Origin of the sequence: Chitinophaga sp. (assembly GCF_039596155.1) — a bacterium.
Lineage (GTDB): Bacteria > Bacteroidota > Bacteroidia > Chitinophagales > Chitinophagaceae > Chitinophaga.
Genome location: NZ_JBCNKF010000013.1, coordinates 35,949 through 51,519, shown reverse-complemented (window position 1 = coordinate 51,519; position 15,571 = coordinate 35,949). Strand labels below are relative to the sequence as shown.

The 15,571-nt window shown below is 45.9% G+C and carries 10 protein-coding genes; 2 read left to right on the top strand and 8 right to left on the bottom strand.

Annotated elements, in window-relative coordinates; translation table 11 throughout:
* Positions 1 to 178 precede the first annotated feature (178 nt).
* On the top strand, positions 179 to 2,539 hold the full coding sequence (locus ABDW33_RS14355; protein WP_343690759.1) for an ABC transporter permease: 2,361 nt from the start codon (positions 179 to 181) through the stop codon (positions 2,537 to 2,539).
* Here the strand turns inward: ABDW33_RS14355 and ABDW33_RS14350 are convergent.
* From ABDW33_RS14350 to ABDW33_RS14340, 3 genes are all read right to left on the bottom strand, one after another.
* A complete protein-coding gene (locus tag ABDW33_RS14350) occupies positions 2,536 to 3,003 on the bottom strand; it encodes a hypothetical protein (protein WP_343690758.1) in 468 nt (155 codons plus the stop codon). The genes ABDW33_RS14355 and ABDW33_RS14350 overlap by 4 nt on opposite strands.
* Before the next feature lie 111 nt (positions 3,004 to 3,114).
* Complete coding sequence (ppsA, locus tag ABDW33_RS14345; RefSeq protein WP_343690757.1) at positions 3,115 to 5,604, bottom strand: phosphoenolpyruvate synthase; 2,490 nt, start codon at positions 5,602 to 5,604, stop codon at positions 3,115 to 3,117.
* Complete coding sequence (locus ABDW33_RS14340) at positions 5,601 to 6,047, bottom strand: MarR family transcriptional regulator (protein WP_343690756.1); 447 nt, start codon at positions 6,045 to 6,047, stop codon at positions 5,601 to 5,603. Before ABDW33_RS14340 ends, ppsA begins: the two co-directional genes overlap by 4 nt.
* Positions 6,048 to 6,807: 760 nt before the next feature.
* Here ABDW33_RS14340 and ABDW33_RS14335 point away from each other — a divergent pair.
* Positions 6,808 to 9,216, top strand: a complete 2,409-nt coding sequence (locus ABDW33_RS14335) for a sugar-binding domain-containing protein (RefSeq protein ID WP_343690755.1) — start codon at positions 6,808 to 6,810, stop codon at positions 9,214 to 9,216.
* Between the two features lie 155 nt (positions 9,217 to 9,371).
* Here the strand turns inward: ABDW33_RS14335 and ABDW33_RS14330 are convergent, their stop codons facing one another.
* From ABDW33_RS14330 to ABDW33_RS14310, 5 genes are all read right to left on the bottom strand, one after another.
* Entirely contained in the window at positions 9,372 to 10,829 is a 1,458-nt protein-coding gene (locus tag ABDW33_RS14330) for a glycoside hydrolase family 32 protein (RefSeq protein WP_343690754.1), read from the bottom strand.
* A gap of 381 nt (positions 10,830 to 11,210) precedes the next feature.
* Positions 11,211 to 12,401 (bottom strand): TlpA disulfide reductase family protein, encoded by a 1,191-nt coding sequence (locus ABDW33_RS14325; protein ID WP_343690753.1) that lies wholly within the window; start codon positions 12,399 to 12,401, stop codon positions 11,211 to 11,213.
* A 9-nt stretch (positions 12,402 to 12,410) separates the two neighbouring features.
* Positions 12,411 to 13,562 (bottom strand): TlpA disulfide reductase family protein, encoded by a 1,152-nt coding sequence (locus ABDW33_RS14320; RefSeq protein WP_343690752.1) that lies wholly within the window; start codon positions 13,560 to 13,562, stop codon positions 12,411 to 12,413.
* A gap of 5 nt (positions 13,563 to 13,567) precedes the next feature.
* Positions 13,568 to 14,455: a serine protease gene (locus ABDW33_RS14315; RefSeq protein ID WP_343690751.1), complete on the bottom strand. Its 888-nt coding sequence runs from the start codon at positions 14,453 to 14,455 to the stop codon at positions 13,568 to 13,570.
* A gap of 6 nt (positions 14,456 to 14,461) precedes the next feature.
* Positions 14,462 to 15,568 carry a TlpA disulfide reductase family protein gene (locus ABDW33_RS14310; RefSeq protein WP_343690750.1) on the bottom strand — a complete coding sequence of 369 codons (1,107 nt, stop codon included), beginning with the start codon at positions 15,566 to 15,568 and terminating at the stop codon, positions 14,462 to 14,464.
* Between the last annotated feature and the right edge of the window lie 3 nt (positions 15,569 to 15,571).

Sequence of the window (15,571 nt, the reverse complement as noted above, 5' to 3'; positions counted from 1 at the left end):
TCTGTAACCTGGAATTCCCATTCCCCCCAAAGCAATAATAATATGTATCATTACTGTACACTATTTGTCCGCAACCGGACAATCCCACCCCCAACATTCCACATAACACAATCATATACAATCATTTACATTCCGGCACCTCCTTTGACGCAAACCGTATAGACTATTTAAAATTCACATGCTCAGGAACTATTTTAAAATAGCATTCAGAAATCTGCTAAGAACTAAAACGTTCTCCTTCATCAATATCACAGGCCTCGTTCTGGGCATGTCATGCTGCATACTCATTTGCCTCTGGATATACAATGAAGTAAGCTTTGATCAATTTCACAAACACAAAGACTACCTGTACCAGGCATGGAACAGAGGCACCTTCGACAATAAACTGCAATGCTGGAACACAGTACCTACCCCACTTGCACCAGCACTAAAAAGTGATTACGCAGGTATCCAAAACACCTGCCGGACAGACTCCCGCTGGTTTGTAACTACAGTCGGTGAAAAAAAGCTCTCTACCCAAGCCCTCGTGGTAGATCCTTCTTTCCTTTCCATGTTCAGTTTTCCACTGATCAAAGGAAATGCAGCCACCGCCCTCAAAGATGTTTTTTCTATCGTGATCACAGAGAAAATGGCGACCAAAATGTTTGGTTCGGCCGATCCAATGGATCAGATTATATCCATTAACAAAGATCGCTTTAAGGTAACCGGGATCTTAAAGGATCTTCCGTTAAACAGTACTTTCAAATTTGAATACCTGCTACCATGGGCCTATTACATATACCTTTCAGGCCATGAAAATCAGTCCTGGACCGATAACAACATAAATGTCTTCGTTCAGCTCACATCTCATACAACAGCGGCTGCCGTCGATCAGCAGATCAGGGATATTATCAAAAAACACACAGGCAGCAAAGAAGAAAACGAAATCTTTCTCCATCCGTTGAGTAAATGGCACCTGTATTCAAAATTTGAAAATGGTGTGATCGCAGGTGGGCGTATTGAAATCGTAAGATTGTTCGGCATCATCGCCACCTTTATACTACTGATCGCCTGTATCAACTTTATGAACCTCAGTACAGCTCGTAGTGAAAAACGCGCCCGGGAGGTAGGAATCCGCAAAGCAGTAGGTGCAAGGCAACAATCACTGGTATTCCAGTTCCTGCTGGAATCGCTCCTGTTGGTGACTATTGCTGGTGTCATTGCCATTATTGCCGTATTCTTTACGCTGCCTGTTTTCAATGTGCTCATCAACCAGGAGCTGGTACTCCCTGTTACCAACCGGGTCTTCTGGACTACACTGGTTGGATTCATTTTGCTGACAGGGTTACTGGCAGGTAGTTACCCGGCATTCTTTCTTTCCTCCTTCCATCCCGCAGGGATCTTCAGACGTAATTTCAAAAAAGGACGTGGTACCGTCAATCACAGGAAGATACTGGTAGTATTGCAATTCTGTATTGCCATCACGCTGATCATCTCTACAATCGTGGTCGTTCGGCAGTTACAATATGCACGTAACCGGAGTGCAGGTTACACGGGAGATTTACTGTTATATCACTGGAACAATCCTTCTTTGGATAAGAACTTCCAGTCACTCAAAAATGAATTGCTGTCAGCAGGTATTGCCACTTCAGTAACACGGACCGCCTCCCAGCTGACAGAACCATTTAGCTCGTCTACATCCGTAACATGGAGCGGGAAAGATCCTAATGACAATACTGATTTTGAACGAGGTGCACAGGATGAAGGACTGATCCGCACCGCAGGATTAAAATTGCTGCACGGACGAGATCTCGACCTCGCAAAGTTCCCGGCAGATTCCACAGCCGCCATTATTAACGTGTCTGCCATGAAAGCCATGGGCTTTACAGATCCCATTGGCCATGTAATCCATGAGTTTAATACAGATTATCATATCGTAGGGGTATTTAACGATTTTATCTTCGGCTCTCCTTATGAGCAAACGCACCCGATGGTCATTTTCGGTCCTAAAAACATGTTCTTCAGCGTTATCCATATGCGCCTGGCACCTGGCGGCGATGTCGTGAAACAAGTGCAGGGTGTCGAAAAGCTCTTTGCAAAATACAACCCGGACTATCCTTTCGAATATCATTTTGTAAACAAAGACTACGAACAGAAATTCCAGGATATGTCTATCATCGCGCGGCTGACTACATTTTTTGCTGTGCTGACAGTCCTGATCTCCTGCCTCGGTTTATTCGGACTGGCAAGTTATATGGCAGAAGAGCGAATCAAGGAAATCGGTATCCGGAAAGTACTGGGTGCTTCCGTAGTCAGGATCATTGGTCTGCTTACAAAAGATTTTCTTATCCTCGTAGGTATCGCCCTCCTGATAGCCGCCCCTATCGCCTGGTACGCCATGCACGAGTGGCTCCTGCAATATGCTTACAGAACGATGATTGAATGGTGGGTATTTGTTATGACTGGTTTGCTGGTGATTGCTATTTCTCTGCTGACTACCGGCTATCATGCATGTAAAGCTGCGTTAATGAACCCGGTAAAGAGTTTAAAAGCGGATTAAAATAATTCCCGGATACTTCTCTCTGCATGGTTGAAAAGGAAGGTATCCCCTTCCTTTTTTCCATTGAGCAATTTTGCCAGTGGTGATAATGGAGAAAGGAAAAATACCGTTTCTCCCGCGATGAGCTGTTTGCCTAAACCTGCCGCAATAAAAAACGATTGATCCTTACACCTGATAAATGTACCCGGTTGAGCGGTCGTATATATTCTCTCAACATTTACTTTTTGCAGCCTGTCCAGTTCCTGCTTATGTTCCTCCTGTTGACGGGCATGCATATCTTTTTCCAGGTGACCCATGGCCCGGCCGGTTTCATATTTATCTCCTGCGGAGCTTTTCTCTTCACTATTCGCGGCCTCCTGGGCATTCACGATCATTTGTCTCGTCAATGCAATTCTGTTATTAATGAGGTCTAATCCTGTTTGCTTTAAAATACTTTTAAAGGAAAGCATTTCCTGGCTCGTCATAATTATGCTATTTAGAAAGATGTCTCAAAATGAATGTGAAAACTTTGAGCATCATCTATTCGTAATTTCGTTCCTGGTAAATTTACATGAAACCTTCCCATTCATGCTAACTTAATGCAGTATTTCAATATACCCTTCAGTCCCGTTCACCCGTATCCGCTGCCCGTCCTGAATCAACCTGGTAGCATTTGCCACTCCAACCACTGCCGGCAGGCCATATTCCCGTGCTATGACTGCACCATGCGTCATCAATCCACCGATCTCAGTAACAAGGCCGCTGACAGCTACAAATAACGGTGTCCAGCTGGGATCTGTAAAGGTAGTCACTAAAATATCGCCTTCCTGCAGATCGGCGTCTTCCATCTTCAGGATCACACGCGCCCTGCCCTCTATGACCCCTGCAGAGACAGGTAGCCCCACCAACGCGTCAGCAGGCATACCTGCTCTCTTGTAGGTAGTATGAATAATCTCTCCATCAGAAGTCATAACACGCGGTGGGTTCATTTTTTCAAACACTTTAAATTCCGCCTTCCGTATGTCGATCAACTGATCATCCACCTTATGCGTACGCACGACCTCCTGCAATTCATCAAAGGTGAGATAAAAAATATCCTCTTTTTCACGAATCACTTTAGCCGCTACCAGCTTCGCCGCTTCTTTTAAAATTGCCTGCTTGTAAATAAAATACCGGCATATTTTACCATATTTAGGGAACTCCCTAAAACCTATAAAATTCCTGATCAGACTGATCTTTTCCTTTGCTTCTGCCGCCTGTGCAGCAGGTAAGCGAGCCAGTAACTCCTGCTCTTTTTGCACTGCCTCTGCTTTTCCCTTCTCAAACTTCCGCTTGCTTTCCCCGGGTGGAAAGTTCCGGATATTACTAAGGATCAACGGCGCCAGCATAGCCGGGTTTTCACTCCAACGTGTCTTCGTAATATCGATCTCTCCTACACACCGCATACCGTATCTCTCCAGGTAATCACTGACCGCCTTCCCACACAATGCATTCAGCGCATACAATTCTTCTAAAAAATGTTCCTGTTTCGCCTGCTGCAGAAATGCTATCACATCAGGATAAGGACGGATCACATCTGCAACATCCAGTAACGCCAATCCCATCTCTGAAGTAATGTTATTGGGTACAGACTGGGAGATAATATCAGCCACCCCCTTCTCTCCCAACCATTCATTCATCTTTTCATTGACCCAGGCAGAAGCTTCCATACCCGCCATAATCACAGCCAGGCTTTGCTGGCCTGACAGCGTTTGCTTAAGCGTCTGCAAATCATGCCGGATAAAATCGAATACCGCTACCCCATCCTGTGACTGTATATTCCGTGCCATTTCTTCAATAGATGCCCGTGTCGATCGAATCAGTTCATCTACCAACGCGGGATCATTTTCAACCTGTACCTGAGGACGGGGCGGAATAGTATCAGCAGCTGATTTGATAAACCCCTCCCGGTCAACAATCGTCTGCAGTGCATCCCTGAACAGTGGATCATATTTTCCAAAAGTACCAATCAGCATCTCCCTGCTGGCAGGCTGCGATAATTGCTTCGCCACATCAATGTATAAGCGGCCACCCGCAGTACACATCCTGGCAGGTGTGGTCATCAGGAAGAAAGATAAACCCAGCGGCTTCATCGCATCCGTCATCATCTGGTTATGCCCCACAGAAAGATAAACGTGGTTCTCATCATCATCGGCTGCGGGAATAGGATATAAAGTAGTCACTGGTCTGCTCTGAACAATGTAAATCTCCCCGCCTGCCAGACACCATTCAATATCCTGCGGCTGGCCAAAATGCGCCTCAATTTTCCGCCCAAGATCATTTAAAGATATCACCTGTTCATCTGTCAAAACAGGCGCATTTTGCCGGTTTATTTCGATTTCCTGCTGTATAGTACCACTGCCTTCCTCCACAGGGAGCACTTCTATATGCTTTACAGCCACTTTCTTTTCAATAATTTCGCGCCCCCGCACCTTGTAATTATCTGCATTCACCAGCCCTCCTACCAGCGCCTCCCCGAGTCCGAAGCCGGCATCTATAGACACCACCTTCCTGTTACCCGTTACAGGATCTGCTGTAAAGAGTATCCCCGACGCCTCGGGGAAAACCATTTTCTGTATAATAACAGACAACAATACCTTCTTATGATCAAATCCATGTTGCTCCCGGTACACAACCGCCCTGTCTGTAAACAGTGAAGCCCAGCATTTACTAATGTGTACTGCAATATCCTCCTTCTTAATATTCAGATAGGTATCCTGCTGCCCTGCAAAAGATACGGTTGGCAGATCTTCAGCCGTAGCACTGGATCTTACCGCATACGTATGCCCCTCACTCAGGGTCGCTATCAGGTCCACAATTGCTGCCGGTACCGGCACTCGCTCAATAGCGGCCCGGATCTCTGCACTGGCATTCACCACATCTTCAAAGTCCATCTGCCGGATAATATCCTTATATACATCCGTCGTGATACAAAATCCCTCCGGCACCTGCACCCCTTCTATTTTGCACAGTTCCCCCAGGTTAGCCCCCTTGCCCCCGACTAACAGCAACTTTGTACGATCTATTTCCTTAAATCCCAGTATCATAATTTACTAGTTGTTTCATTCATGATATCAATAGCTCCCGAAAAGTACTTTTCGAGCACCTTCAACTCCTTATTATTGAAGGAAGCTATCAGCTTTTCTGACGCACTGCGGAACTCCCTGTACAAAGGCTCCAGCAATGCCATGATCTTCTTCGTGTCGGGTACAATCATCACCTTCCGCCTGTCATCCGCGGCAAATTGCCGCTTTACCAGCTTTTTCTTTTCCAGCCGGTCTATCAATCCGGTTACAGCACCCGTCGTCAGGCCGGAAAGAGTCGCCAGCTCCCCCGCCGTCATCTCCCCCTTCTGCAACAAAAACCCCAGGTATTTATGATCTGTACCTGCCAGGCCCGCCTTCCGGCCTATCGCTTCATGCATTTGAATAGAGGTATATGCATATACCTGGCTAAGCCGCCTGATCTGAGTGACTACTTCAGCATCCATATTTTTATCTTATCTGGTAAATATCTTAGGCACTAAGATAATATTTTATACCTAAAAAAAGACAACATGTTAATTATTCTCTTTTGAAAATTCACAATTTTAATCCCCTGGCTTATTACAATATGCCGACCAGCAATGCTCAGGTATTGCCCCCGCGCAGAGGTATCGTTACAGGAATCAGGTTGAAATGACACATACATTATCCTGCATTTTTCCTGTCGAGCCACATGCTTTTTTGTCGGTAACTTATTTTATAAGATCCTTCAAATTAACACAGGCAAATCTACAGACCAGTGCCTGACCGTACAGGCAGCTAACTGTCTAAACATTCAGACAATCTCCTGACTCGCTACATTGACAGGCAATATTCTCCTTCAATTGTATCATTCTATACCCTACTTTGAAACATATATTCCCCCATATTTACGACTTAGCCGCATAAATTTGACATACATTTCAACCTATATGAAGAACGCGATTATAACATCCGTTAATTGCATAGGACTGATACATTTACTGTCATTTTGACAATTCAATCAATAAACAATTGATTATTTATTTCTTGTAACTGACCCTGTCAGGTCGGATCATTTACTACCGTTGTGAAGACAGACTGACCGGGCTCCTGCGTTATGCCGATATACTGATAAATCTTTATGGAAAAGAAAACCCTTATGCATTTAATCAGGTTCTCAAGCTACATGCAATCATTATAGTCAAACTATAATAGATACTTTTTTCAATCAAATCATCAATAAAAATGATCAGACCTTTATGCCTTTCATTACTGGTAATAGCCCTGGCGACAGTAACATGTAATGCTGCGCAGAAAATCCCTTTCGATTTTGACTGGAAATTTGCTTTAAACGATCATCCCGGTGCTGAGCAGATCGCCTTTGACGATTCTAAATGGCGCTTGCTGGATGTGCCACACGATTATAGTATTGAACAGCCTTTCGATGCTGCTAATGCCACAGGTCCCGGCGGAGGCTATACATACAGTGGCATCGGCTGGTATAGAAAACACTTTACAACAGCACCCGGTTTTTCAGGTAAAAAAGTGTGGATACTGTTTGACGGTGTGTACCGTAACAGTAAAGTATGGATAAACGGCCATTACCTGGGCATTCGTCCCTATGGCTACACCTCTTTCTATTACGACCTCTCCCCCTACCTCCACCCGGCCGGCCAGGAAAATATGATTGCCGTAAAGGTGAATACAACGGACCAACCTAACTCCCGCTGGTATACAGGCGCCGGTATCTACAGGCATGTATGGCTGGAGACTGCAGATCAATTACATATTGATCAATGGGGTGTTTTTGCCCGCACCACTGAGGCAGACAGTGAGCATGCCAACGTGGACATCTCCATAGATCTGCGTAATGAGTACAACCATGAAAAGCCCTGCACGGTGATCACAAAATTACTGGATGCTACCGGTAAGGAAGTCGGGAGAACTGCATCTCACGTAAAACCTGCAGCCGGACAATCGCTTAAGATCGAACAGCAGATCAGGATCAGCCAACCTGTGCTATGGTCTGTAGAACACCCATTTTTATACAGGTTAATTGTAGAAATTACAACAGGCAGTAAAGTCACAGATAATTATGTGGTGGCTTATGGCATCAGAACGACCCGTTTCGATCCCGATAAAGGATTGTTATTAAACGGGCAACATGTGAAACTGAAAGGTGTCAACAATCACCACGATGGAGGACCACTGGGCGCTGCGGTGTTGGACGGCACCTATAAACGCCGGTTGGCAATGTTGAAAGGCATGGGCTGTAATGCACTCCGAATGAGCCATAACCCGCCAGCACCCGAGTTGCTCGCCTATGCTGACAGCCTGGGATTTTTGGTGCTCGACGAGATCTTTGATGAATGGATGGATGGAAAAACAACCGCCGGATACGCGCCTCAATTTGCAAACTGGTGGGAGAAAGATGTTGAAAACTGGATCAGACGCGACCGGAATCACCCTGCTGTTATTGCCTGGAGTATTGGCAATGAAGTGAAAGAACAATATAACAAGGAAAATGCCCTGAAAATAACCCGCCTGCTTGTAAACGGTTCGCGTAAATATGATAGTACGCGTCCTTTTACCGCTGCCTGCAATGAGATCGTCAATGTCAATTCTTTCGGCATGGGCGAGCTGCTTGATATAGTGGGTTACAACTACCAGGAAGCCTGGTATAAAGCCGACCATGAAAAATATCCTAACCGGGTCATCTTTGGTACTGAAACAGTCATGTACCCCTATCACCCTGGCACCTGCCAGCAGCTGCACTCCTACGAACAGTGGCTGGAAGGACAACAAAAAGATTATGTGGCAGGTGAATTTCTCTGGACAGGATTTGACTACCTCGGCGAAGCGGGCATTGGCGAAGTCGGTAGTGGTTGCGATTTCTGGAAAACATGGCCCCAATGGCCTTCCCGTGGCGCCTCCTGCGGTGTAATTGATATGTGCAACTTTCCGAAACCCGGATACTGGTTCCGGAAAGCGCTCTGGAATGATACGCCCATGGTGCATATCGCCGTACAAACCGATACGTCCGCCAGGAACAGGGAATATTGCTCTTTCTGGAGCTGGCCCAAAGTGGAGACCCACTGGAACCATCACCAAATGGGCGATACACTGGCGGTGCATGTATATACCAACGTACCAACGGTGGAGCTGAAACTAAATGGCAGGTCGCTGGGCATCCGTACCTGGGACCTCAATAAGGAAGCCTTCCTGGTATGGGAAGTCCCCTATGAGCCCGGTAAACTGGAAGCCATCGGGAAAACAAAGGATGGTAAAACTGTTTCCTTTGCTGTTCAAACTGCAGGCGAGCCAGCTACTATTGCCTTGTCCGCCGACAAGAAAGTAATGGCGGCTAACCGGCAGGATCTCTGTTATGTTGCCGTACAACTGCTGGATGCTAATGGTATACCCGTACCTTTTACTGACAATAAAATCTCTTTTGAAGTGAGTGGTGCCGGCAAACTGGTAGCTGTAGGTAATGGCGACCAGAAAAACCACACTGCCTTAAAAGGCTCACAAATGGAAGCCTGGCAGGGCAAATGCCTGGCCATTATTCAATCTACCAACAGGAAAGGCAGCATCACCATTACCGCCCGGAGTGGTTCACTGCCCATAGCGACAGCTACTTTAAAAGCGGAATAAGCTGCAATCGTAAATGGTCTTTCTTCATTGTGCGTTGTCAACATCGGCCTGCAAAACTCCAATGCAACACCTACATTGGATGCCGATGTTGTCTTTCCTTCAGCACCAACCATTCACTGATCGATATAACATTGATCACAATAAACGATACCCACTCATTTGATCGCCTGGAAAACCACCTTCGCAATCTTTTCCTCGCTGCTAATCGATATATCTGTATAATTCTTACCGGGAAAGAATATACTTGTCATCACAGAGAGTCCGCCATCTGCAAACACCTCTACCGATGCATCGTCGATGATCAATGTCAGGTCCATAGCAGGCTTAATTGTGAAACGCGGAGCCGTATACCGGCCCCCAAAGCCCTGGGCAAAGCCTACATCGCCCGACTTACGCCTGTCTGTAAAATATTCATTCTTAGCCCGATCATAACCTATCACCATCTGTTCTCCCTGGTTATTCGACAGTGTTATCGAAAACGATGCAGCTTTCGCGAATGACAGGCTCAGCTTCCCCGGTTGGGCATGAAGCGGGAAATGATTGGTAGTTACATTTTCAGCGGTAATCACCTTTCCGGTTATCTTATCATACTCTCTCACAGGTACACTGGCAACCAGGTATTGCCCACCGGTTTTCACCAGCTTCAGCTCCCTGGCAATGGTGCATGCACTGCGCCAGTTGCCGGTAGGCACTACATTGGCATACTCCCAGTTGCTCATCCAGCCCAGAAAGATGCTGCGCCCACGTACATTTGACCAGGTAACACCAGCATACTCATCGGGACCATAATCCAGCCATTTTGTAGTGGTATGATCTGCTTTAAATGTATGCCCATCAAAAGTGCCGGTGAAATATTGTGTAGCGGAGCCGCCGTTCGGACCACCAGGGTTAATATTTACGATCAATACCCATACCTCATTTCCCTTATCATACAATGGAAACAGATCAGGACATTCCCACACACCTCCATGTGCACCCTCTTCCTTCCCAAACCTGCTTTCCTCCTTCCAATGCTTCAGGTCTGTAGACGAGTAAAATGTAATATGATCTCTGGTAGCAAGTGTCATTATCCATTTTTTACCCGCAGCATACCAGCTCACTTTGGGATCGCGAAAGTCACGTATCCCCGGATTGGATAATACCGGATTCCCTTTATATTTTGTCCAATGCTTACCTTCATCCAGGCTATAAGCGATACTTTGATTCTGGAAGGTTTCAGTACCTGCTGCCTCCTGTTGATGATTATGGTTGGTATAGATAGCTACCATCGCATTTTTACCAAATCCTGCGGTATTGTTGGAATCAATGACTGCACTGCCGGAAAAAATAGTTCCAAGCGAATCGGGGTACAATGCGATTGGTAATTCTTTCCAATGCAGGAGGTCTTTACTCACAGCGTGGCCCCAATGCATCGGTCCCCAGACTGTACTGTCAGGATTGTGTTGAAAAAAAAGATGATAAGTACCATTCAGGTATACCATACCATTCGGATCGTTCATCCATCCTTTCCGGGGAGAGAAATGGATACGGGGCCGGTGCTGTTCGCCCTTGTCGTCCTGAGCCATGGCGAATACCGGCAGTAGCAATGCAAGGATCAATTGTTTTATACGCATACGGATTAGTTGAGCTGGTAAACTTTCAGTTTCCTGGTACAGATGTTACTATTGACAGCATAAAAGACCAATAGTTGTTTGCCATGAAATAGATACGCGAAGTCAATACAACCCGGTCATCCAAATATAATGTACAAACAGATCCATCTATCACTCACTTCAAAAGATACGCTTTCCCTTCTTCAAAGTTAAATTAATATTGTTATTGGTATACAGATATCCGGCATTCAGATATTTACTGGAAATACTGCCTGCCGTTTCACTACATGCTATACGATATTGATTGCTTTGCTCAGGGATTGATCCATGCCCTCAACGATACCGAACTGCCCGCTGGCACCGGCAATGGTGCCGGTAATCATTTCCCGCCCGCCTATCTGCCTACCTGCTCAATGTAATCATCTCTGCCAATTCACCTAAGGCCTCCTCTACCGTTCCATTATTCCCTTTCAGACTAAATCTTATATACCCCTTCTTATCAATGATAAACTTTGCAGGAATACCATCTACCCCATACTGCTTCACCACTTCATCCTTCCTGTCCCTTAAGACCCTGAAGGTATAATGCTTCTTCTCTAAAAACTCCTTTATTACATTATCCATGTCTTCTTCATACTCCCAGGTATCTATAAACAGAAATACCACTGACTGATCCGGTGCATATTGCTCAATTGCGCGCTGCATGGTGGGAAACGAGGCCTTACACGGCACACACCAGGTAGCCCAGAAATCAAGTATAACGACCTTCCCTAAATAATCTGCCAGTTTCACCACGTTTCCGTCCAGGTCCTTCAACTCAAATAAAGGAGCCTTCACCCGAACAGTTGATTTGCGGATACTATCACTAAACTCATGTGCAATCCTCGCCTTAATCCCTGCCAGGTAGTTTTCAAATCCAGTGGTGTCTGCGCGGTGCAATGCAATATATGCCTGTTTCATTTTCTGCGCCACCACCGTCCCTCCTGCCCGCGCTTTCAGCACTGCAGTATAGGTATCCAGTGCATCCTTATACTTTGCGGCCTTCACCTGCATATCTCCTTTCAAAGACAATAACCCCGGTCTGTTCCTTTCAGAACAATAACCTATTCTATCCATCAGCCATGTTATTGCCTCTTCATACTTTTGTTGCTTCTCCAGTACCGCTGTCAATAATACCAACGACGAAGCCAGTATTGAAACAGGCGTTACACCCGGTCCCTGCACATGCAGGTAGCTCATCACTGAATCGGCAGCCAGCTTTGCAAAGCGCGCTGCCTGCTCCGGGTCATTGGCATTTTCAAATGACCTGGCGATCCTGAAATATTGATTTCCTTTCTCCGGCCCGTATTGCAACTGGTTTACATAGTCATCCACCTTTAAGATGTCATGCCTGAATGCATAGGATGCCGCAATGTATGACCGGAGATCATCCAGCTGGCTAACACTGACACAATCCCGTAACACAGCAGGGGAATAACTCCTGAATACCGAATCCATTGCTTCCGCGTCCTGCAACTTATAAAGATCGGTGATATGCTGTGCACGCAGATTTGCAGTACACAGCAGTAGCACTATGTAAAATAAAAATCTCATCGGCTGCAGTTAACTTTTACCCAATATTTCCTCCAGTTTCTGTTCCAGCTCCTCACCACGCAGGTTCTTTGCCACGATCTTCCCGGAAGGATCCAGCAGGAAGTTCGCCGGTATGGCCTTCAGATTATACAACATCGCAATCGGGCTTGTCCAGCCTGCGAGGTCTGACAACTGTACCCAGGGCAAACCATCCTTTTCTATCGCCTTTAACCACTTCTCTTTGCCATCATTTCCTTCATCCAGCGAGAAGCCTACTATGGTAAAATTTTTCCCTTTAAAACGGTTAAATGCTTTCACTACATTTGGATTCTCATGGCGGCAGGGTACACACCAGCTAGCCCAGAAATCGACCAACACATACTTTCCCCTGAAACTCTTCAACGACACATTCTCCCCTGCTGTATCAGCAGCCGTAAATATGGGTGCTTCCCCCCCAATATCCAGCACCTTTGCTTTATTGATCATGCGGGCAAATACCTGTCCCTGTGACGAGGCCTTCAATGCCGGATCCAGCTGGTCAAATGCTGCCGCCGCCTTATCCATACTGGTAGCAGGATCTAAATACGACCGCAGTGAAAGCAGGGATACCAATGAACCTGGATGCTTTGCCACAAAGCCCATGACCACGCTATCCCGTTGTAAAGCAACTGCCTCATAACGCATTCTTGCTACACCCGCCTCCAGCGAATCTGAAGTATTCATAGCCGCAGCATATTGCATTTCCAACAGGGCCACCTTCTTTTGAACAGGCACCAGCAAATCCGTCAATGCCTGCTGATCTTCATTCAACTGGGTACCACCTACCCGTGCATGCTTTAATGAATCTGGTGCTGTTACCTTTACGGTCCCATTCTCCAGGTACACAGGTACATTATCGCCTAACCCTATGCTCTGCGGCATAATACCACCATGGGTTACATAGAGGAATGCCTTCTGCTTTGCCGGTGTCGTCCCCGAGAATGTAAAGGCCCCATTTACAACATCCACTGTATCGAACAACATCCTGCCTGGTACCATGTGCATGAGTACCGCCTTGTTATTCTTCTCTGAAGCGAGTTGCTTTATATACCCTTCCAGCCTGTACTGCTGCGGATCCTGTGCTTTCAGTACTGCCGGTGCAATGGCTGCCGCTACCAGCATATATTTGAATACCCTGTTCATAACAGTTATTTAGTCATAATTGAATAAATAGATCTTACAGGAATGGTCTGCTTTACCACCATCTGTAAGTCCTCTCTTTGTTTGCTATAAATTGAATGTGTGCTGGACACAACACCTACCAACCCGCCAAATTCATTCACTATCGGTCCTCCGCTGGAACCAATCCCATAATCAGCCGTGATATCCATCCTTTCTGTATACGCACCGAACGCCGCATACTTTGCATTCCGCGCTACCACTCCTGAAGAAAAATAGTAAGGGAAGCCTTCAGGGTTGGAGAGCGCATACACCTGCGCGCCTGCCGGTGCATCATTGCCCAGTGTAAGCGGATGGATTTTAATACCGTGCACGTTCTTAACTGTAAACAACGCCAGATCTGCGTTCTCATCGTAACTCAGTATACTGTCTATACCAAATACATTCCCATTCACATCGGACAGGAAGAGGGTGCTATCCATGTCATAAAACTTCGTCTCCTTTTTAAATAAGCGCTCAAATACATGGTGATTTGTCACCATTGTTCCAGCTGAATTAATAGGAAATGCAGTCGCTGAAACAGCAATCCCCTCTATATTCTGGTCCGTTTTCCTGAAAAACTTCCAGATAATAAATACCTGTTCGTGCAATTGTTTAGCCACCTCTACGGATGTCATGGGCTTACGTACCTTCGTTTTCTCATAGTTTACTTTCACCGGCTGAGAAGGAACGATATTGACAGCAGCTGACCATAATTGCCTGAAGCCTTTCACTTCACCATGCGCCATCTCTATCCTCGCATTCTTATACACGAGGTCTTTAAACTGTTCATCATCGCGGAACTGTATGGTATCCTGTGCAAACGTGGTGACAACGGGTACCAATAACATCACTGATAACAAAAACTTTTTCAACATGAATTATTAATTTAAAATTTCAGCCAACTGTTTACCGAGCTCTTCTCCTCTCAGGTTCTGTGCAATGATCTTCCCGGCAGGATCGATTAAAAAGTTTGTAGGTAATGACGTTATCCCATAGAGCTTAGCGACCGATGCATCAGGGTCGAGGTAATCGACAAGGTTGGTCCAGGTATACTGATCTTTTTCTACCGCCTTCTTCCAGTCAGCGGATTCTTTATCTACTGAAAAACTGATGATCTCGAATTGCTTATCCCTGAACTTTGCGTAACTATCCACCAGGTTCGGACTTTCCCTGCGGCATGGGCCACACCAGCTTGCCCAGAAGTCGAGCAATACATACTTACCTTTGAAATCAGATAAATGTTTTTCAACACCCTGCATGTCTTTTGCTGCAAAATCAGGCGCAGGTTTACCTACACTTAGTTTATAGACGTTCTCTATAGCCTCCTTATATAATTCACCTGAAGAAGAAGCCTTCACGGAATCTGTCAGCGAGTTAAATAAGTTCGTGGCCAGTTCTACATTATCCACGGGATTGAAATTGGCTCTCAATGCATGCATCGCCACCAGGGAGTTAGGATGTGACTGAATAAACCCTGCCAGGTTCGTTTGCAGCAATACATCCAGTTGCTTGTAGTCTTCCATTAAACGCATACGTTTTACAGAATCAGGTTCCATCTTAAATTTCGCAACGATACCCGCCTGTAACTCTTTGAGATTACCCACGGTCCTGACCAGCTCCTGCTGATCTTTGTTCAGCTGTGAGCCGCCCAGTATGGCATGTGCCAGGGAATCCGGAGAGGTCACTTCTATTACACCGTCCTCCAGGTAAATGGCTAACTCGTCCCTGGAACCCGCGGACCTTCTATTACCCTGTCTCAGGAGGATATTTACCCGCTGTTTCAGGTTGACAGTACCTGACAGTGTAAACTCGTTGTTCTTTACTTCGGCAGAATCCGTTTGCAGGTATTTATTGAAATACATGATATATACCATTGCCGGCTCTTTTATATGGCCCAGCTTACCTTTGATGACGAATTTCTGCTGTGCATGTACCATCCCGAAGGAACCTGCAAGCACTACCAGCAGCATAATTAATGTAGACCTCATATC

Coding starts and splice junctions, on each gene's coding strand:
- ABDW33_RS14355 (WP_343690759.1), top strand. CDS start 179: ATGCTCAGGAACTATTTTAAAATAGCATTCAGAAATCTGCTAAGAACT.
- ABDW33_RS14350 (WP_343690758.1), bottom strand. CDS start 3,003: ATGACGAGCCAGGAAATGCTTTCCTTTAAAAGTATTTTAAAGCAAACA.
- ppsA (WP_343690757.1), bottom strand. CDS start 5,604: ATGATACTGGGATTTAAGGAAATAGATCGTACAAAGTTGCTGTTAGTC.
- ABDW33_RS14340 (WP_343690756.1), bottom strand. CDS start 6,047: ATGGATGCTGAAGTAGTCACTCAGATCAGGCGGCTTAGCCAGGTATAT.
- ABDW33_RS14335 (WP_343690755.1), top strand. CDS start 6,808: ATGATCAGACCTTTATGCCTTTCATTACTGGTAATAGCCCTGGCGACA.
- ABDW33_RS14330 (WP_343690754.1), bottom strand. CDS start 10,829: ATGCGTATAAAACAATTGATCCTTGCATTGCTACTGCCGGTATTCGCC.
- ABDW33_RS14325 (WP_343690753.1), bottom strand. CDS start 12,401: ATGAGATTTTTATTTTACATAGTGCTACTGCTGTGTACTGCAAATCTG.
- ABDW33_RS14320 (WP_343690752.1), bottom strand. CDS start 13,562: ATGAACAGGGTATTCAAATATATGCTGGTAGCGGCAGCCATTGCACCG.
- ABDW33_RS14315 (WP_343690751.1), bottom strand. CDS start 14,455: ATGTTGAAAAAGTTTTTGTTATCAGTGATGTTATTGGTACCCGTTGTC.
- ABDW33_RS14310 (WP_343690750.1), bottom strand. CDS start 15,568: ATGAGGTCTACATTAATTATGCTGCTGGTAGTGCTTGCAGGTTCCTTC.